The organism is Streptomyces aurantiogriseus (genome assembly GCF_014649375.1).
GTDB lineage: Bacteria > Actinomycetota > Actinomycetes > Streptomycetales > Streptomycetaceae > Streptomyces > Streptomyces aurantiogriseus.
Genome location: NZ_BMSX01000021.1, coordinates 14,809 through 32,436 on the forward strand (window position 1 = coordinate 14,809; position 17,628 = coordinate 32,436).

Genomic DNA, 17,628 nt, shown 5'->3' on the forward strand with positions numbered 1-17,628 from the left:
ACGGTGATCGCCATGCAGCTCCGCTACAACTACCGGGCCTACCCGGACGCCTCCCAGCGCCGAGCGCTGGCGAGTGCGTTCGGCTGCGCCCGCGTGGTGTGGAACGACTGCCTGCGCGACCGGAAACAAGCGCACGCGGCCGGGCTGCCGTATGTGAAGTCGGCCGAGCTGTCCCGGCTTCGCATCACCCAGGCCAAGCGCACCGAGGAACGCGCCTGGCTCGCCGAGGTGTCGGCGGTTGTCCTGCAACAGTCCCTGCGGGATCTGGACACCGCCTACAAGAACTTCTTCGACTCGATCAAGGGCAAGCGACAGGGCCGGAAGGTCGGCCCTCCCCGCTACAAGTCGAAGAAGGACACCCGGCAGTCGATCCGCCTCAACACCAACGCCTTCTGGCTTCAGGACGACGGCACGGTGTACGTGGCCAAGGTCGGCAACCTCAAGGTGAAGTGGTCCCGTCGGCTTCCGGCCGCACCCACGTCCCTGACCGTCACCAAGGACAGCTGTGGCCGGTACTTCCTCAGCTTCGTCGTGGACACCGAGCCGGACGTCCTGCCCGAGGTGGAAGCGGAGTGCGGTATCGACCTCGGCCTGTCCGCCTTCGCGGTCCTGTTCGACGGCCGGAAAATCGACAGTCCCCGCTTCCTGCGCCGGGCGGAGAAGAAACTCAGGCGCCTTCAGCGCGAGCTGTCCCGCAAGGCCAAGGGATCCAAGAACCGGGCCAAGGCCCGCATCAGGGTCGCACGCCAGCACGCCAAGGTGGCCGACCGGCGCCGGGACTGGCACCACAAGGCATCCACACAGATCATTCGCGACAACCAAGCGGTGTACGTGGAAGACCTCGCGGTGTCCGGCCTTGGGCGCACCCGGCTCGCCAAGTCCGTGCACGACGCGGGATGGTCCGCGTTCGTCGGCATGCTGGAGTACAAGGCGGTCAAGCACGGCCGCACCTTCGCCAAGGTGGACCGCGCTTTCCCGTCCTCGCAGGTCTGCTCGGCCTGCGGATACCGGGGCGGCCCCAAGCCCCTGCACATCCGCCAGTGGACGTGCGGCGAATGCCACAGCGTGCACGACCGAGACCACAACGCCGCCCGCAACGTCCTCTTCGAAGGACGCCGAATCGTCGCCGCCGGACGGGCGGAGACGCTAAACGCCTCGTGGAGCGCCGGTAAGACCAGGACGAAAGTCCCGGCACAGCGCGGTGAAGCAGGAAGCTTCCGGAAGGGTCAGCCGACCCAGGCCGGAATCCCTGGCCGTTAGGCCAGGGATCACGTCAAGCGATGCGGTGGACCAGCTGGGTGTTCAGCTCGTAGCGCGCCCCTACGACGGCCAGCTCGCCGGCGGAGATCTTCGCGGCCAGGTCGGGCTCGGCGGCGAGGCGGGAGTGGACGGCTCGGATGTTGGCGTCGATGGTCGAGTCGACGCGGGCGTCGCCTTCCTTCGTGCGGTCGATGAACGGGCTGATCTGGTCGGCCAGGTACTGGATGTGGGCGGGGAGCTCCTCGCCGGACAGGTCCGCCTGGACGGCCGCCTTCACGGCGCCGCAGGACTGGTGGCCCAGTACCACGACCAGCGGGATGCCCAGCTCGAGCACGCCGTAGGCGACGCTGCCCAGTACGGCCTCGTCCAGGACCTCGCCGGCCGTCCGGACGGTCATCAGATCGCCGAGGCCCTGGTCGAAGACCAGCTCCGGGGGGACGCGGGAGTCGATGCAGCCGAGGACCACGGCGAAGGGGTGCTGGCCGGAGACCAGGCTCTGGCGTACGGCCGGGGTCTCGTCCGGGTGCCGCTCGCGGTAGGCGCGCCAGCGCTGGTTGCCCGCCGCCAGCTCCCGCAGGGCCGCTGCGGCCGTCGTGGGACGGGTGGCGGTCCGGCGCGGGGTGGCGGAGGCGGGGGCCGCTCCGAGGGCCGCGCCGCCGAGGGCCGCGGCCCCGGCGAAGCCGCCGCGCAGAAGCGAGCGGCGGGCGAGGGCGCGGCGTATGGATCTGAGGGGGGTGTCTTCAGAGTTCACGGAGGGGAACGTATGCCCGAGTCCCGGCTCTGGCGCCCGGGTTGTCGAATCATGGAAGTGGATGGTGAATCCGGGGGCGAACAATGGGGAGTGCTTGACGTATTCCATGACCGTCTTTGACGCGTTCGGGTCGGCAGAGGACCGGACTTGAGGGAAAGTCAGGGTTGCCGTGAGCTGCCGTTGGGGCGCATGATCCGGTGCGGCAGGGTGCCGCGGCCGGGGGCGAGCGTCGCCCTGGGCCCCACCGAAAGGGCCTGTCTCTCGTGTCCCCTTCCCACCGGCTGAAACCGGCGGCCGCCGGTGTCGTCGTCCTCGCCGCCGCGGGCGGCCTGCTCACCGCCGTCCCCGCCGCCGCGGCCGTCACCTGTGCCTCGCCCACCTGGAAGGCGCAGTTCTACGCCAACACGTCCTTCAGCGGTACGCCCAAGCGCACCGCCTGCGACAGCGCGATCAACGAGAACTGGGGCACCGGCGATCCGCCGAACGTCACCCTGCCCAAGGACAACTTCTCCGTCCGCTGGAGCGTCACCCGCGACTTCGGCTCCGGCGGCCCCTTCACGCTGACCGCCGAGGCTCGCGACGGCATCCGCGTCTACCTGGACGGCAGCCGGAAGATCAGCCTCTGGAAGAACGTCTCCACCACCCAGAAGCAGACCCTCAACCTCACCATCCCCGCGGGCAAGCACAGCCTCCGCGTCGACTTCGTCGCCTGGACCGGCGCGGCCAACGTCAAGTTCGGCTACGCACCCCGCACCAGCGCCACCGTCGACAAGGTCAAGCCCCTCGCCCCGACGGGCGTCGCCGCGACGTACACCGCCGCCACCGCCAAGGCCGCGGTCTCCTGGGCCGGGAACAAGGAGATGGACCTCGCCGGCTACCGCGTCTACCGGCGGGCCGCCGACAGCACCGCCTGGAGCAGGATCGCCGTCACCACAGCACGCTCCTACACCGACGCCCCGCCCGCCACCGGCGCCGCCTACGTCTACGAGGTCCGCGCCTACGACAAGGCCGGCAACGAGTCCGCCGGCAGTGCCGACAAGAGCGTCACCAGCGCCGACCGTACGGCCCCGGCCGCGCCGAAGTCCGTCACCGCCACGGTGGCCGCATCGGCCGTACAGGTCGGCTGGCCGGCGGTGGCCGGCGCGCAGGACTACCGCGTGCTGCGCTCGGCCACCGCGGACGGCGCGTACACGGCCGTCTCCGGCTGGCTGTCCGACACCTCCTACAAGGACCTCGCGGCCGACCTCCGGCAGGAGTGGTTCTACAAGGTCACCGCCCGGGACGCGGCCGGCAACGTGTCCGTGCCGTCGGCCGCGGGTACCACGGGTACCCCCGACACCACCCCGCCCGCCGCCGTCACCAACCTGAAGGCCGTCGGCGGAAGCTGGGGCAACCTCATCACCTGGGACGCCTCCGCCTCACCCGACGTGGAGCGCTACGAGATCATCTCGTCGGTCGTCGGTGAACCGGACCCGGACGGCCCCGAGATCGTCACCGGTACGTCCTTCAACGACTGGAACGCCTCGCCGTACTACCAGTACGGGTACACCGTGCGGGCCGTGGACGTCTACGGGAACCTCTCCCCGGCGGCCGGCACCGTCGTCACCCGGCCCCGTCCGGCCGCCAACCTGCCGGTCCCGCAGCTCACCACGGGCGAACCCTGGGACGACCGCACCGTCGTGAGGTTCACCCTCCCCGAGGGGAGCAGCGAGGAGTACGTCTACGGCTACCGCCTCTACCGGAGCGCGGATCCCCGGACCGGCTGGACGGCCGTGGGGACCCTGGCTCAGCTCGGCGCCAGGGGCGTCGTCGACGGGACCGCCCCGGCCGGCCGCTCGTACTACTACGTGGTGGCAGTGAGCCGCGTGGGCGACTACGGCGAAGGCGCGCCCTCCGGGGTGATCAGCGTCGACCGCGACACCGACTCCTACACCACCCCCCTCAGCCCGCCCCAGCTCACCGTCGTCCGTCAGGGCGCCCCGGGCACAGGCGACTTCGTGGTGGACGTCAAGCCCGCCGAGGCCGACAAGGACCGCCGGATCAGCGGTTACCGCTGGCAGGCCTCCGGCACCGCCTGCGGCTCCACCGGCTGGAAGGAGACCGCCGGCGAGACCGGCACCCTCACCTGGCGCGTGTACAGCGGCGGCTCCTGCAGGCTCGAGGTGATGGCCCTCGGCCACTACGGCATCGGCGCCAACAGCAGCCCCGCCGTGCTGGACTTCACCGTCTCCTGACCCCGTCCCGAACCGCGCGGGCCGCTCCCACACCGCTGGGGACGGCCCGTTCGTCTGGTCCGCCCCGTCGGCCCGGGCGTGCCCAACTGATCTCGGTGGCACGGTCGTTCGGGGGACGTACCGCACGGCAAGGGAAGTCCCACCGACTACGAGACCAATCGGTTGCACCGGGTTCCGCGCGGGAAGCTCGTAAACTGACGCGGGCGGACTCCCTTTGGGTGATGGGTGGTTGACGGTGCGTAAGGCGTGGGTCGTGGCGGGTGCCGTCGGTGCGGCGGGGCTCAGCTTCGTGATGCTGCTCGTCGTCGGCGTGTACGTCGTGGCCGGCAACCTCGTCAACGGCGTGGGTGGCAAGAGCGTCGGGCTGGCCAAGGGGGCGGTGCCGGCCGCGTATCAGGCGCTCGTGCAGAAGTGGGGCAACCTCTGCTCCGCGATCAACCCCGCGCTGCTCGCCGCCCAGTTGTATCAGGAGAGCGGATTCAACCCGAACGCGAAGAGTCCGGCGAAGGCGCAGGGAATAGCGCAATTCATTCCGGGGACGTGGGCCACGCACGGGCTCGACGGCGACGGAGACGGCGACCGCGACGTATGGGACCCGAATGACGCGATTCCGTCGGCCGCGTCGTACGACTGCAAGCTCGCCTCGTACGTGAAGGACGTGCCGGGTGACCCGACGAAGAACATGCTCGCGTCCTACAACGCGGGGGCGTACGCGGTCATCAAGTACGGGGGTGTACCGCCGTACAAGGAGACCCAGAACTACGTGCGGATCATCACGACCCTGGAGAAGAGTTTCGCCGCCCCCGTCACCCGGGTCGATCCCTCCGAGCAGGCTGCCGGGGCCATCTACTACGCGCAGAAGAAGCTCGGGACGCCGTATCTGTGGGGTGGGAACGGTACGCCTGAGCAGGGCGGACGGTTTGACTGTTCGGGGTTGACCAAGGCGGCGTACGAGAGTGTCGGGATCACCTTGCCCCGGGTGGCGAACGATCAGTACAACGCGGGGCCGCACCCGTCGCGGGACGAGTTGCTGCCGGGGGATCTGGTGTTCTTCTCGCCCGACCCCACCAACTCCCGGGCCATCGACCACGTGGGGATCTACGTGGGGGGTGGGTACATGATCGACGCCCCGTACACGGGGGCCGTCATCCGGTTCGACCCGATCGACACCCGCAAGTACTTCGGTGCCACCCGGGTGACCGAAGATGGCGCGAAAGCGCTCCCGACGACCGTCTGAACCAGTCGGTGAGCCACCTTCTGAGCTGCAGCGATGTATCTCTCTTCGATAACGTCTGGGTGATCATTCAGTGGAGAGTGGAACGTATCAACCGGGGCCGTGCGTTCCTGTTGACGTAGCCGAGCAATGCCTGTGACCGACTGGACCGGCGGAAGCGGATCTACGACCCACGGGGGTGGGCACGAGCGGCGTGCGTGAGGCGCGCCGGGCAGAAACACGACGAAGGGGCCGCAGCACCATGGCTGGACTCGCCGCATCCGGGTCGAACCCCGACGTCGACCTTCTCTACGACATCAACGGCCTCGCCAAGGACGCCCCGCACTGGTTGGACCGGGTCGTCGAGTTCGTCGGCGAGTACGGGCTGCTGCTGGGCATGGTGCTGCTGGTGCTGTGGTGCTGGTGGACCGTGCGGCGGCGGCCCGGTTCGGCGGAGGAGGCCGCCTCGTCCGTGGCCGCGCTGGTGTGGGCGCCGTTGGCCGCGGGGATCGCGGTGCTGGTCAACGTGCCGATACGCGGGTTCGTGGAGCGGCCGCGGCCGTTCCTCGATCATCAGGGGCTGGAGGTGCTGGTCTCCGGCAAGACCGACTACTCCTTCGTGAGCGACCACGCGACGATCACCATGGCGATGGGTGTCGCGCTGTTCGTCGCCCACCGGAAGTTCGGGCTGGTGGGTCTCGGACTCGGGCTGTTGGAAGGGTTCTGCCGGGTGTACATGGGCGTGCACTATCCGACGGACGTCGTCGGAGGGTTCGCGCTCGGTACGGCTGTGGCGCTGTTGCTGTCTCCGGTCGCTTCGATGCTGCTCACTCCCGTGTTGAAGGCGGTGGACCGGTCGCCTCGGGTCGGGTGGGTCGTGCGGAGCCGCTCCGCCCGGAGGGCCGGGACGGACGCGTTGATTCCGGGGGCCCGGGTGGAGACGGCCGCTGAGCAGCGGGATCTGGCCGCGTAGCCGGCAGTCGGCCGGCTACAGACCCTGGGGGTACGTGAAGAAGCCCTTCGGGTCGTACTGCTTCTTCAGCTGGGTCAGGCGGGGGAGGGCGTCGCCGTAGTACGCCTTCTTCCAGGTGGTCAGGGTGGGGTCCGCGTAGTTCTGGTACGCGGCGCCCGAGGCGTGGGGCCTCATGGACTTGTGGGCCGAGGCCAGCCAGGACTGGGCTGTCGTGCCGGTCGTACCCGCGCGCCAGGAGGCTATGTACTGGGCCAGCATGCGGGAGCGGCGGTGGACGAAGGCCGTGGCGGTGGGGGAGACGCGGTTGACGGCGCCGCCGAGAGCCGTGAGGGCGATACTGCCCGAGCCGCCCCGGACGGTCTTCATCTGGTTGAGGAGCGTCTGGATGCCGGCCGTCGACAGCGAGCGGTCGAAGAAGTCCGAGCGGGCCGCGTACGTCTCGCGGCCCAGCTTGCCCTGCGGGGAGCGGCCCGGGGTCGAGCCCGGCAGATGGCACTGGGCGTCGGTGGAGAAGGAGGAGCAGCCGGCGTAGATCTCCATGGCCTCCTCGTAGGAGCGGCGGCGCAACGACACGCTGCTCGCCGGGGCGCCCACGCGGTCCGCCAGGCGGTCGACCGCGTTCTGGAGCTGGCCGTAGGTGCCGATGCAGAAGGCGGAGACGGAGATCCTGGGGGTGCCGCCGGGCGTGCTCGCCAGGTGGAGGGAGGACCAGATCTCGTCGGGCTGGGCCGGGCCCCACTCCTGCCAGGCCTTCACCACCGCGGCCGCCCTGGACCAGGGCCAGGAGAGGTAGCCGGTCACCGCTTGCGGGGCCGCGTGGGTCTTGAAGTGAAGTTCCGTCACCACGCCGAAGTTGGCGTTGCCCGCGCCGCGCAGGGCCCAGAAGAGGTCCTTGTTCGTCGTCGCGTTGGCGGTGAGCTGCTTGCCGTCCGCCGTGACCAGCGTCGCCTGCGTCAGGCTGTCGCAGGTCAGACCGTACGCGCGGGAGACCACGCCGTGGCCGCCGCCGAGGACCAGGCCGGAGACGCCGACCGTGGGGCAGGAGCCCGCCGGGATCGTCACGCCCTTCGCGGCCAGCGCGCGGTAGACGTCGATCAGCTTGGCTCCGGCGCCGACGACGGCGGAGTTGCCGCTCGCGCGGACCCGGTTCAGCTTGGAGACGTCGAGAATCAGCTGCCCGTTGCCCGAGGACCAGCCGCCGTAGGAGTGGCCGCCGTTGCGGATGGAGACCTTGGTGCCGTGGGCGCGGGCGTACGCCAGGACCGTACGGATGTCGTCGGTGTGGGCGACATAGGCGACGGCGGCCGGCTTGAGCGCGTCGAAGCGCGTGTTGTACAGCTGCCGGGCCGCGGACCAGGAGGCGTCGCCGGGGCGGATCAGGGAGCCGTCCAGGTCACGGGCGAGGGCCGCCCAGTCGGCGGCGGCCACGGCGCTCGTGGTCGTGAGGGAGGTCTCGCGGGCGGAGCCGCTGTCGCCGTCGTCCGCCGCCCTGCACGCGGCCGTCGCCACCGCCGCTACCGCGGCCGTGCCACCTGCGATGAACGTACGCCGTTCCATGTGTCGTCCTGTGCCTTCCGTCGGCTTCATGGAGCGAGACGGCACCGGACAGCCACGGGTTCCACAGGGCGCTGGAGGGATTCAGTCATGGGCGTGGTCCGCCGCGTCCGCTCTGGCCAGGCTTCTCGCCCGGCGCGCCGGACCGTGCCAGCCGCAGGTGCAGCGGGCCAGACAGAAGGGACCGCGTTCGACGGTCGAGGTGCGGTGGGCTTCCCCGTCGGCGGGGGTCGGGGCCGAGCGGTCCTGCTGCGTCACGTCGACAACGTTACCCACCCCCGGTAAAGGGCTCACATGGCGAGCGCAAGCCTTCGGCCACGCGCGCAAGCCTTCGGCCAGGCGTGACGCGCCCCGCCTGCCCGTCGTTGACCGGAACGACGTGGTGCCCGTGACGGACGTACCGGCTGGGGGTAGACAGCGATGGCGGATCGGCAGCAGCGGTGGGGAACGGCGGTCCTCGCGGGACTCGTGGCCGGGATCTGTGCCGGTGCCGCCGGATGCTCCGGCAGCGGGGCCGCCGCCGAGGACGCGCACGCGGCCGACCCTGTCGAGACGCTGCGCCGCGCCGCCGACACGCTCCTGGAGGCGGGCAGCTCCAAGGCCCGGACGTCGATGGAGATGGCCACCGGCGGGACCCGGGTGACCATCCGGGGCGAGGGCGTCTACGACTTCCGCCGGCAGCTTGGGCGGTTGAAGGTGGTGCTGCCGCAGGATCCGGCCGGGGCCAGCGAACACCGGCCCATCACCGAACTCCTCGCACCGGGCGCCCTCTTCATGAAGAACCGTGGCGCCGGGGTGCCCGCGGAGAAATGGGTCCGGGTGGAGACGGCGACGCTGTCCGACGGCAACCTTGTCACCGGCGGGGCGACGGATCCGTACGCCGCCGCCGAGGTGCTGCGCGGGACGCGGACGGCGACGTACCTCGGGACGACCGAGCTCGCCGGGACCGAGGTGCGGCACTACCGCGGGACCGCCGACCTGGCCGCGGCCGCCGAGGACGCCTCCGAGGGCGGCCGGGGTTCGCTGAGCGCGGCGGCGAAAGGGTTCGCCACGGCTCGGGTGCCCTTCGACGTCTACCTCGACGAGCAGGGCCGTATCCGCAAGGTCCGCCACCGCTTCAGCTTCGTCAACGGCCGCCAGAAGGACGCCGTCGCGGTCGCCTCGACGACGCTGCTGTACGACTTCGGGGCCCCCGCCGACGTACGGCTCCCGGCCGACCGGGACATCTACACCGGGCGGATCGCGGAGGAATGAGGGGGATGGGGAGGGATGAGGAGGGATGAGGGGGGAATCGGGGGTGTGGTGTTCGGGGGTAATGAAGCGGGTCGTCCAGGGCAGGCGACGGTCGGATTCGGTCACGGGGCGGGCGTGAGGACTAGCCCGTCCGTGCCATGCGCGGTGTGTGCGCCGCTCCCTACTCTAGGAAGTCGGTGACGGCAGAGATGAGGTGATGCGCGTGGCTCCGGTCGGCGGTACGGCGGTTCAGGACCACGTGGCCCTCGCCGAGATCGAGCTGTGCGGAGAGCTGATCATCGCGGCCTCGGCGGCCGAGGAGCGGCTCAGTCTGGAGAGCATCGACGAGGTGCTGCGCGTGGGGGAGGAACGGGACGCCTCCGGCTGAGGCTCCGGTGCGTCTCCGGCTGGGGTTCAGGTTCGCAGCAGGCGGCCGATCGCCTTCGTCGCCTCCTCCACCTTCGCGTCGATCTCGTCGCCGCCCTTGAGGGCCGCGTCGGCGACGCAGTGGCGCAGGTGCTCCTCCAGCAGTTGCAGCGCGAAGGACTGCAGGGCCTTGGTGGAGGCGGACACCTGGGTGAGTATGTCGATGCAGTAGGTGTCCTCGTCGACCATGCGCTGCAGGCCGCGGATCTGGCCCTCGATGCGGCGCAGGCGCTTGAGGTGTTCGTCCTTCTGTTTGTGGTACCCGTGCACGGTCGCGGCTGTGGGTGTGGCTGTGGTTGCCGCCGCGCTTGCGGTTTCCGGTTCCGCGGTGACCGCCGGTGCGGCTTCTGCCTGTACGGCCTCGGGTGCGGCGGAGGGCGCTCCCGCGCCGGCCTCGGTGGTCGTCATCGTGTCCTCCAGACATATACCCCTACTGGGTATATCGTACCGAACTTTGGCGGGTATAGGGCCTGTGGCCACCGCTGTGGGGAGGTCTGTGGACTGGACCACCTCGCGGCCCCGCTGCCGGTCGCCGCACCTCATGGGCGACACTGGGGGACGGCCCATTAGCCGTGGCCGGATGATGCGCCTAGCATCAGCCTGACCGAAACCGATGCATTTTGAGGACCCCACGTGCGCTTTCGTCTGACCCCCAGGGAGACGAGCTTCTATGACATGTTCGCCGCGTCCGCGGACAACATCGTCACTGGCTCGAAACTCCTGATGGAACTGCTCGGGGCGGACACCGCCGGCCGGGCCGAGATCGCAGAGCGTATGCGGGCCGCGGAACACGCCGGTGACGACGCCACGCATGCGATCTTCCACCAGTTGAACTCCTCGTTCATCACGCCGTTCGACCGTGAGGACATCTACTCCCTGGCCTCGTCCCTCGACGACATCATGGACTTCATGGAGGAGGCCGTCGACCTGGTGGTCCTCTACAACGTCGAGGAACTGCCCAAGGGCGTCGAGCAGCAGATCGAGGTGCTGGCGCGGGCGGCGGAGCTCACGGCCGAGGCCATGCCGAATCTGCGGACGATGCAGAACCTCACCGAGTACTGGATCGAGGTCAACCGGCTGGAGAACCAGGCCGACCAGATTCACCGGAAGCTGCTCGCCCACCTCTTCAACGGGAAGTACGACGCGATCGAGGTGCTGAAGCTCAAGCAGATCGTGGATGTGCTGGAGGAGGCGGCGGACGCGTTCGAGCACGTGGCGAACACGGTGGAGACCATCGCCGTCAAGGAGTCCTGACCTCTCCATGGACACCTTCGCGCTGGTCGTGACCATCCTGGTCGCGCTCTTCTTTACTTACACGAACGGCTTCCACGACTCGGCGAACGCGATCGCCACGTCCGTCTCGACGCGGGCGTTGACGCCTCGGGCCGCGCTGCTGATGGCGGCGGTGATGAACCTCGGCGGTGCCTTTCTGGGGTCCGGGGTCGCCAAGACCGTCAGTGAGGGGCTGATCCAGACGCCCGAGGGGTCGAAGGGGATGGGGATCCTCTTCGCGGCGCTGGTCGGGGCGATCACGTGGAACCTCATCACGTGGTACTTCGGGCTGCCGTCGTCGTCTTCGCATGCCTTGTTCGGTGGCATGGTGGGGGCGGCGCTGGCCGGTGGGACGACCGTGTACTGGCATGGCGTTCTCGAGAAGATCGTCATTCCGATGTTCGTGTCGCCGGTGGTGGGGCTGGTCGTCGGGTACCTGGTGATGACCGCGATTCTGTGGATCTTCCGGCGGGCCAATCCGCACAAGGCCAAGCGGGGGTTCCGGATCGCGCAGACCGTGTCCGCGGCCGGTATGGCTCTGGGGCATGGTCTTCAGGACGCGCAGAAAACCATGGGCATCGTGGTGATGGCGCTGGTCATCGCCGATGTGGAGGACTACGGGGATCCGATCCCGGTGTGGGTGAAGATCGTCTGCGCGGTGATGCTGTCGCTGGGGACGTATGCGGGTGGCTGGCGCATCATGCGGACGTTGGGGCGGAAGATCATTGAGTTGGATCCGCCGCAGGGGTTCGCGGCGGAGACGACCGGGGCGTCGATCATGTTCACCACCGCGTTTCTCTTCAAGGCGCCGATCTCCACGACGCATGTGATCACGTCGGCGATCATGGGTGTGGGGGCGACCAAGCGGATCAATGCTGTGCGGTGGGGGGTTGCCAAGAACATCGTTCTTGGCTGGTTCATTACGATGCCGGCGGCGGCGGTGGTTGCGGCGTGTGCGTTCTGGATCGTGAACCTGGCGTTTCTGTAGGCGGGTGCTTTGCCCACCCGCCCGCCCGTCTCGCTTGGCTGAGAAGCCCCCACCTCGGGGCTCCGCCCCGGACCCCGGCGGGGCTTCGCCCCTGCGCCCCGGGTGTTTGCCCACCCGTCCGCCCGTCTCGGTTGGCTGAGAAGTCCCCCACCTCGGGGCTCCGCCCCGGGCCCCGGCGGGGCTTCGCCCCTGAGCCCCGGGTGTTTGCCTACCGGCCCGCCCGTCTCGGTTGGCTGGGAAGTCCCCCGCCTCGGGGCTCCGCCCCGGACCCCGGCGGGGCTTCGCCCCTGAGCCCCGGGTGTTTGCCTACCGGCCCGCCCGTCTCGGTTGGCTGGGAAGTCCCCCGCCTCGGGGCTTCGCCCCGGACCCCGACGGGGCTCCCCGCCCCGGGCCCCGGCGGGGCTTCGCCCCAGCACCCCCGGTGAGCCTTCGGCCCATCCACGGGCAGCAGGCGTCGTAGGTTCGCCCACCCCGGGAGCACAACGCCGTAGGTCCGCCCGCTGCGGCGCCGCAGCCTACGGGTGGGCCCCGGCAGCACAACGCCGTTGGTCCGCTTGCCCCGGGCGGCACGGCGCAGTGGGCCCGCCCACCCTCAGGCGGCCCGGCATCGTAGGCCTGCCCACGCCCAGCCGCCCGGCGTCGTAGCCCGCTCACCCCCCGAGCGGCACAACGCCGTTGGCCCGCTGGCCCCGTGCGGCACAACGCAGTAGGCCCGCCCACGCCCGGGCGGCAAGGCGCAGCCGGCCCCCCACGAACGCCGCGGGCCCGCCCCCCGGGAGCCGGGGGGCGGGCCCTTTTGCGTCCTCGCGGTGGCACCGCCATGCAGCACCGCGAGGGGAATGGGGGTCAGCCGAAGCGGCCGGAGATGTAGTCCTCGGTGGCCTGGACCGACGGGTTGGAGAAGATGCGCTCCGTGTCGTCGATCTCGATGAGCTTGCCGGGCTGGCCCACTGCCGCGAGGTTGAAGAAGGCCGTGCGGTCGGAGACGCGGGCCGCCTGCTGCATGTTGTGCGTCACGATGACGATCGTGAAGCGTTCCTTCAGCTCGCCGATCAGGTCCTCGATGGCGAGGGTCGAGATCGGGTCCAGGGCGGAGCAGGGCTCGTCCATGAGGAGGACCTTCGGCTCCACGGCGATCGCTCGCGCGATGCACAGACGCTGCTGCTGGCCGCCCGACAGGCCGGAACCCGGCTTGTTCAGGCGGTCCTTCACCTCGTTCCAGAGGTTCGCGCCCTTCAGGGACTTCTCCACGATGTCCTGCAGTTCGGACTTCTTGAAGTTGCCGTTCAGCCGCAGGCCCGCCGCCACGTTGTCGAAGATCGACATCGTGGGGAACGGGTTCGGGCGCTGGAAGACCATGCCGACCTCACGGCGGACGGACACCGGGTCGATGCCGTGGCCGTAGAGGTCTTCGTCGTCCAGCAGTACCTTGCCCTCGACGCGGCCGCCGGGGGTCACCTCGTGCATGCGGTTCAGGGTGCGCAGGAACGTCGACTTGCCGCAGCCGGACGGGCCGATGAACGCCGTCACCGAGCGCGGCTCGACCGTCATCGAGATGTCCTCGATCGCCTTGTGGGAGCCGTAGTAGGCGGTCAGTCCGCTTACGTCGATTCGCTTGGCCATGTCTCTACTTCACTTCCAGGAGTCTGGGGGTCGCTGTCAGGCCCCGCGCGGCGGTAGCCGCAGATTGATGCTTCAGCGACCGGTCTTCGGGGCCTTCCAGCGGGCGATGCCGCGGGCCACCAGGTTGAGGATCATCACGAAGGCGATCAGCGTGAGCGACGCCGCCCAGGCACGGTCGTAGGCCGCCTGCGAACCCGCGCTCTGCGAGTACTGCTGGTAGATGTACAGCGGCAGCGATGCCTGCGCACCCTCGAAGGGGTTGGCATTGATGAACGGGTTGCCGAAGACCAGGAGCAGGACGGGTGCCGTTTCGCCGGCGATGCGGGCCACCGAGAGCATGACGCCGGTGATGATGCCGCCGATCGACGTCGGGACGACGATCTTCAGGATTGTGCGCCACTTCGGGACGCCGAGTGCCAGGGAGGCCTCGCGCAGCTCGTTCGGGACGAGCTTGAGCATTTCCTCCGTGGAGCGCACGACCACCGGCATCATCAGGATCGCCAGGGCCAGCGAGCCCGCGAAGCCGAAGGGCTGCATGTCGAACATCAGCATGAGGCTGAGGATGAACAGGCCGGCCACGATGGAGGGGATGCCTGTCATGACGTCCACGAAGAAGGTGACCGCCCGGGCCAGGTTGCCCCGGCCGTACTCCACCAGGTAGATCGCCGTCAGGATGCCGATCGGGGCGCCGATCAGGGTGGCGAGGCCGACCTGCTCCAGGCTGCCGAGGATGGCGTGGTAGATGCCGCCGCCCGGCTCGGAGTCGGCGACGACGCCCATGGAGTGGGTCAGGAAGTAGACGTCGAGGACCTTGACGCCTCGCTCGACGGTCGCCCAGATGAGGGAGGCGAGCGGGATCACGGCCAGGACGAAGGCGACCCAGACCAGGGCCGTGGCGATGCGGTCCTTGGCCTGGCGGCGGCCCTCGACGCGGGCGGCGACGCCGTACGTGGCCAGGAGGAAGAGGAGACCGGCGATCAGGCCCCACTGGATGCGGCTGTCGAGGCCCGTGCCGAGGCCGATGGCGACGGCGACGGCGATCGAACCGGCCGCGATGGCCCAGGGGGTCCACTTGGGCAGGCTGGCGCCGCGCAGGGTGCTGGGGCGCTTGTCGGTGACGGCTGCGGTGCTCATGCGTTGGCCCCCGAGTACTCCTTGCGGCGGGCGATGATCGCGCGGGCCGCGCCGTTGACCAGCAGGGTGATGACGAACAGGACCAGACCGGAGGCGATGAGCGCGTCGCGGCCGAACTCCGTCGCCTCGTTGAACTTGCTGGCGATGTTCTGGGCGAAGGTGCCGCCGCCCGGGTTCAGGAGGCTGGCGTGGATGTCGAAGTCGGGAGACAACACCGTGGCCACCGCCATCGTCTCGCCGAGCGCTCGGCCGAGGCCCAGCATCGAGGCCGAGATCACGCCGGAGCGGCCGAAGGGCAGGACCGCCATGCGGACCACTTCCCAGCGGGTGGCGCCCAGCGCCAGGGCCGCCTCCTCGTGCGTCTGCGGGACCTGGCGGAAGACCTCACGGCTGACGTTGGTGATGATCGGAAGGATCATGATGGCGAGGAGGACGCCGACCGTGAGCATCGAGCGCGGGGCGCCCTCGTCCCAGGAGAAGATCCCGGTCCAGCCGAGGTAGTTGTTCAGCCAGCCGAACAGGCCGTCCATCTGCGGTACGAGGATCAGGGCGCCCCAGAGGCCGTACACGATGGACGGTACGGCGGCGAGCAGGTCGATCACGTACGCGATGGGGCCGCTGAGGCGGCGCGGGGCGTAGTGCGTGAGGAACAGGGCGATGGCGACGGCGATCGGGACCGCGATGGCCATGGCGATGATCGAGGAGACCACCGTGCCGAAGGCGAGGACGGCGATGCCGAACTTCGGCGGAATCAGGTTGGTGTTCCACTCGAAGGCGGTGAGGAAGTTCGCCTCGTCCTTGCTGATGGCGAGGGTCGCGCGGTAGGTGAGAAAGACCGCGATCGCGGCCATGATCACCAGCAGCAGGATGCCCGACCCGCGGGAGAGACCGAGGAAGATCCGGTCACCGGGTCGGGTGGCGCCTCGGGCGGCGCGCTTCTGCTCGGCCTGGGTCGGCGGAGCCGCGGGGGGAGGTGCTTCGTCTGTGTTCTGTGACTTCTTCGTCGATATGTCCATGGGTTCTCCGGTCTGCGGAGCCGCTCGTGGGTGGGCGGCTCGGGCGGGGCCGGATGTGCGGCGGCCCCTGGCGGCGGTGCACCGGACGGTGCGGTCCGGGCCGGGTTCCCCCGGTGCCGGACCGCACCTTCAGATCAGCTCAGGCCCTCGATGGTGGTGCGGACCTTGGCGATGATGGCCTCGGGGATCGGCGCGTAGTCGATGCCCGAGAGGACGTTCTGGCCCTCCTCGCTGGCGACGTAGCGCAGGAACGCCTTGGTGGCGGGCAGGGTGTCGGCCTTGTTGCCCTTGTCGCAGACGATCTCGTACGTGACCAGGGTGATCGGGTAGGCGCCGTCGGCCTTGGTCGCGTAGTTGATCTTCAGCGCGAGGTCACTGCCGGTGCCGACGACCTTGGCGTCCGCGATGGCCTTGGTGGCACCGTCGGTGGAGGCCTTGACCGGGGCGGCGGCGCCCGTGTCGATGGAGACGGTGTTCACGCCGTCCTTGGCGTACGACAGCTCCATGTAGCCGATCGAGCCGGGGGTCTGCTTCACGCCCTGGGCGACACCGGAGGAGCCGGCCGCGGCCTGGCCGCCCTTGGCCTGCCAGGCCTTGCCACCCTCGTACTTCCAGTTCTCGGGGGTGGTGGCGATCAGGTACTTGGTGAAGTTGTCCGTGGTGCCGGACTCGTCCGAGCGGTGGTACGGCTGGATCTTCTGGTCGGGCAGCTTCGCCTCGGGGTTGAGCTTCTTGATGGCCTCGTCGTTCCACTTGGTGATCTTGCCGTCGAAGATCTTGGCGATCGTCGGGGCGTCGAGGACCAGGTTGTCCACGCCGGAGAGGTTGTAGGCGATCGCGATCGGGCCGCCGACCATCGGCAGGTCGATGCCCTGGCCGCCGGAGCAGACCTGCTTGGAGGCGGTGACCTCTTCCGGCTTCAGCGCCGAGTCGGAGCCCGCGAAGGCGACCTGGCCCTGGGTGAACGCGGTGACACCGGCACCGGAGCCGGAGCCCTTGTAGTTGACCTGGACGCCCTTGCAGGCCTGCGTGAAGTTCTTGACCCAGGCGTCGATCGCGTTCTTCTGCGCGGAGGAGCCGTCGGCGAGGAGCTGGCCCTTGGCGTCGTCGCACTTGATGGAGCCGGCCGCGGCGGTAGCGGAGGACGTGCTGTCGCCGCTGCCCGAACCGGTGTCGTCGGAGCCGCACGCCGTGAGGGCCAGGGCGCCGGAGACGGCGAGAGCACCGAGGGTGAGGGCCCGCCGGTTCATGCGCTGAAGCTTCACTTGAGGGAGATCCTTCCAGGAGCCGCCGTCCTGAATTCGGCGGCGTGCGAAGACTGGTCGGCGCGGATACGTCCATCAGGTCGCGCCCCGCACCGGGTAAGGCCGAAATTAGGCAGATGAGGTGAAGCCGCCTACGGGCACAAATGAACGAGAGGTGAACCCCTGTAGACGGTGCGGTTAGGTCACGGAACGCTTACATCGAGGACACGGCACGATTCCGGACCGATGCCGACTATGTCCGGACTATGTCAGGTGCAGCGCGGCCAGCAGGGCGTCCACCAACGTGCGGTCCCTCGGCTGGGTGAGGCGGTTGCGGGCGGCCGTGGGGGGCAGCCACAGGATGCGGTCCACCTCGTCGTTCGAGGTGAATGCGCCCGAGACGGCCTCAGCCGCCCAGTAGTGGACCTCCTTGGGGCGGCCCTGCGCGGGGTAACGGAGCGTGGGCAGCCGTGCGCCCAGGCGGGCGGTGTAGCCCGTCTCCTCCGCCACCTCGCGCACCGCGCAGGTCCGCGCGTCCTCGTCGCGCTTCAGCTTGCCCTTCGGGTGGGACCAGTCGTCGTACTTGGGGCGATGGACCAGGCACAGCTCCAGCTCACCGTCCATCGGTGAACGGCGCCACAGGACGCAGCCTGCCGCCTGGACGGGGATGTCGTTCGAAGAGCTCACCGGTCACCGCCTCCTGGGTC

General features: G+C 69.6%; 17 protein-coding genes. 8 read left to right on the plus strand and 9 right to left on the minus strand.

Translation table 11 applies throughout. From position 1 onward, the window contains the following. Nucleotides 1-12: 12 nt before the first annotated feature. The gene (locus IE263_RS35220; RefSeq protein WP_189942121.1) at nt 13-1,260 is read left to right on the plus strand and encodes an RNA-guided endonuclease InsQ/TnpB family protein; all 1,248 of its coding nucleotides are present in this window, start codon (nt 13-15) and stop codon (nt 1,258-1,260) included. Between the two features lie 13 nt (nt 1,261-1,273). Here the strand turns inward: IE263_RS35220 and IE263_RS35225 are convergent, their stop codons facing one another. Further along, a complete protein-coding gene (locus IE263_RS35225) occupies nt 1,274-2,011 on the minus strand; it encodes a carbonic anhydrase (RefSeq protein WP_229911342.1) in 738 nt (245 codons plus the stop codon). Between the two features lie 263 nt (nt 2,012-2,274). On the opposite strand from IE263_RS35225, the gene IE263_RS35230 reads away from it, so the two are divergent. The 3 genes from IE263_RS35230 to IE263_RS35240 all read left to right on the plus strand — a co-directional run bounded on the left by IE263_RS35230 (nt 2,275) and on the right by IE263_RS35240 (nt 6,431). Beyond that, nucleotides 2,275-4,245 carry a fibronectin type III domain-containing protein gene (locus IE263_RS35230; RefSeq protein WP_189942123.1) on the plus strand — a complete coding sequence of 657 codons (1,971 nt, stop codon included), beginning with the start codon at nt 2,275-2,277 and terminating at the stop codon, nt 4,243-4,245. 229 nt (nt 4,246-4,474) lie between these two features. Next, the gene (locus tag IE263_RS35235; RefSeq protein WP_308430788.1) at nt 4,475-5,482 is read left to right on the plus strand and encodes a C40 family peptidase; all 1,008 of its coding nucleotides are present in this window, start codon (nt 4,475-4,477) and stop codon (nt 5,480-5,482) included. 238 nt (nt 5,483-5,720) lie between these two features. Further along, nucleotides 5,721-6,431, plus strand: coding sequence for a phosphatase PAP2 family protein (locus tag IE263_RS35240; protein WP_189942125.1), 711 nt, complete (start codon nt 5,721-5,723; stop codon nt 6,429-6,431). Nucleotides 6,432-6,446: 15 nt separating this feature from the next. Here IE263_RS35240 and IE263_RS35245 read toward each other — a convergent pair whose 3' ends face one another. Together IE263_RS35245 and IE263_RS35250 are read right to left on the minus strand one after the other, a co-directional pair. After that, nucleotides 6,447-7,988, minus strand: a complete 1,542-nt coding sequence (locus tag IE263_RS35245; RefSeq protein WP_189942126.1) for an FAD-binding oxidoreductase — start codon at nt 7,986-7,988, stop codon at nt 6,447-6,449. 81 nt (nt 7,989-8,069) lie between these two features. Beyond that, nucleotides 8,070-8,243, minus strand: a complete 174-nt coding sequence (locus tag IE263_RS35250; RefSeq protein ID WP_189942127.1) for a hypothetical protein — start codon at nt 8,241-8,243, stop codon at nt 8,070-8,072. A 162-nt stretch (nt 8,244-8,405) separates the two neighbouring features. Between IE263_RS35250 and IE263_RS35255 the strand changes: the two genes are divergently transcribed. Then, nucleotides 8,406-9,239 (plus strand): SCO4651 family lipoprotein, encoded by an 834-nt coding sequence (locus IE263_RS35255; RefSeq protein WP_189942128.1) that lies wholly within the window; start codon nt 8,406-8,408, stop codon nt 9,237-9,239. A gap of 196 nt (nt 9,240-9,435) precedes the next feature. Continuing rightward, the gene (locus IE263_RS35260) at nt 9,436-9,606 is read left to right on the plus strand and encodes a hypothetical protein (protein ID WP_189942129.1); all 171 of its coding nucleotides are present in this window, start codon (nt 9,436-9,438) and stop codon (nt 9,604-9,606) included. A 26-nt stretch (nt 9,607-9,632) separates the two neighbouring features. On the opposite strand, the gene IE263_RS35265 is transcribed toward IE263_RS35260, so the two are convergent. After that, nucleotides 9,633-10,052, minus strand: coding sequence for a metal-sensitive transcriptional regulator (locus IE263_RS35265; protein WP_308430789.1), 420 nt, complete (start codon nt 10,050-10,052; stop codon nt 9,633-9,635). Nucleotides 10,053-10,277: 225 nt separating this feature from the next. On the opposite strand from IE263_RS35265, the gene IE263_RS35270 reads away from it, so the two are divergent. Further along, nucleotides 10,278-10,898, plus strand: coding sequence for a DUF47 domain-containing protein (locus IE263_RS35270; RefSeq protein ID WP_189942130.1), 621 nt, complete (start codon nt 10,278-10,280; stop codon nt 10,896-10,898). Between the two features lie 7 nt (nt 10,899-10,905). Continuing rightward, nucleotides 10,906-11,904, plus strand: coding sequence for an inorganic phosphate transporter (locus IE263_RS35275; RefSeq protein ID WP_189942131.1), 999 nt, complete (start codon nt 10,906-10,908; stop codon nt 11,902-11,904). 846 nt (nt 11,905-12,750) lie between these two features. Here the strand turns inward: IE263_RS35275 and pstB are convergent. The 5 genes from pstB to IE263_RS35300 form a co-directional block, all read right to left on the minus strand. After that, nucleotides 12,751-13,527 (minus strand): phosphate ABC transporter ATP-binding protein PstB, encoded by a 777-nt coding sequence (gene pstB, locus IE263_RS35280; protein WP_189942132.1) that lies wholly within the window; start codon nt 13,525-13,527, stop codon nt 12,751-12,753. Between the two features lie 72 nt (nt 13,528-13,599). After that, nucleotides 13,600-14,661, minus strand: a complete 1,062-nt coding sequence (gene pstA, locus IE263_RS35285; RefSeq protein WP_189942133.1) for a phosphate ABC transporter permease PstA — start codon at nt 14,659-14,661, stop codon at nt 13,600-13,602. Beyond that, entirely contained in the window at nt 14,658-15,677 is a 1,020-nt protein-coding gene (gene pstC, locus IE263_RS35290; protein ID WP_189942134.1) for a phosphate ABC transporter permease subunit PstC, read from the minus strand. The genes pstA and pstC overlap by 4 nt, the downstream gene beginning before the upstream one ends. Nucleotides 15,678-15,811: 134 nt before the next feature. Then, on the minus strand, nt 15,812-16,942 hold the full coding sequence (gene pstS / locus IE263_RS35295) for a phosphate ABC transporter substrate-binding protein PstS (RefSeq protein ID WP_189942135.1): 1,131 nt from the start codon (nt 16,940-16,942) through the stop codon (nt 15,812-15,814). A 243-nt stretch (nt 16,943-17,185) separates the two neighbouring features. Next, a complete protein-coding gene (locus IE263_RS35300) occupies nt 17,186-17,608 on the minus strand; it encodes an NUDIX hydrolase (RefSeq protein WP_189942136.1) in 423 nt (140 codons plus the stop codon). Between the last annotated feature and the right edge of the window lie 20 nt (nt 17,609-17,628).

Bases quoted from the DNA above. Each gene is read 5' to 3' on its own strand.
- IE263_RS35220 (WP_189942121.1), top strand. From the start codon at position 13: ATGCAGCTCCGCTACAACTACCGGGCCTACCCGGACGCCTCCCAGCGC.
- IE263_RS35240 (WP_189942125.1), top strand. From the start codon at position 5,721: ATGGCTGGACTCGCCGCATCCGGGTCGAACCCCGACGTCGACCTTCTC.
- IE263_RS35245 (WP_189942126.1), bottom strand. From the start codon at position 7,988: ATGGAACGGCGTACGTTCATCGCAGGTGGCACGGCCGCGGTAGCGGCG.
- IE263_RS35255 (WP_189942128.1), top strand. From the start codon at position 8,406: ATGGCGGATCGGCAGCAGCGGTGGGGAACGGCGGTCCTCGCGGGACTC.
- IE263_RS35260 (WP_189942129.1), top strand. From the start codon at position 9,436: ATGCGCGTGGCTCCGGTCGGCGGTACGGCGGTTCAGGACCACGTGGCC.
- IE263_RS35265 (WP_308430789.1), bottom strand. From the start codon at position 10,052: ATGACGACCACCGAGGCCGGCGCGGGAGCGCCCTCCGCCGCACCCGAG.
- IE263_RS35275 (WP_189942131.1), top strand. From the start codon at position 10,906: ATGGACACCTTCGCGCTGGTCGTGACCATCCTGGTCGCGCTCTTCTTT.
- pstB (WP_189942132.1), bottom strand. From the start codon at position 13,527: ATGGCCAAGCGAATCGACGTAAGCGGACTGACCGCCTACTACGGCTCC.
- pstA (WP_189942133.1), bottom strand. From the start codon at position 14,661: ATGAGCACCGCAGCCGTCACCGACAAGCGCCCCAGCACCCTGCGCGGC.
- pstC (WP_189942134.1), bottom strand. From the start codon at position 15,677: ATGGACATATCGACGAAGAAGTCACAGAACACAGACGAAGCACCTCCC.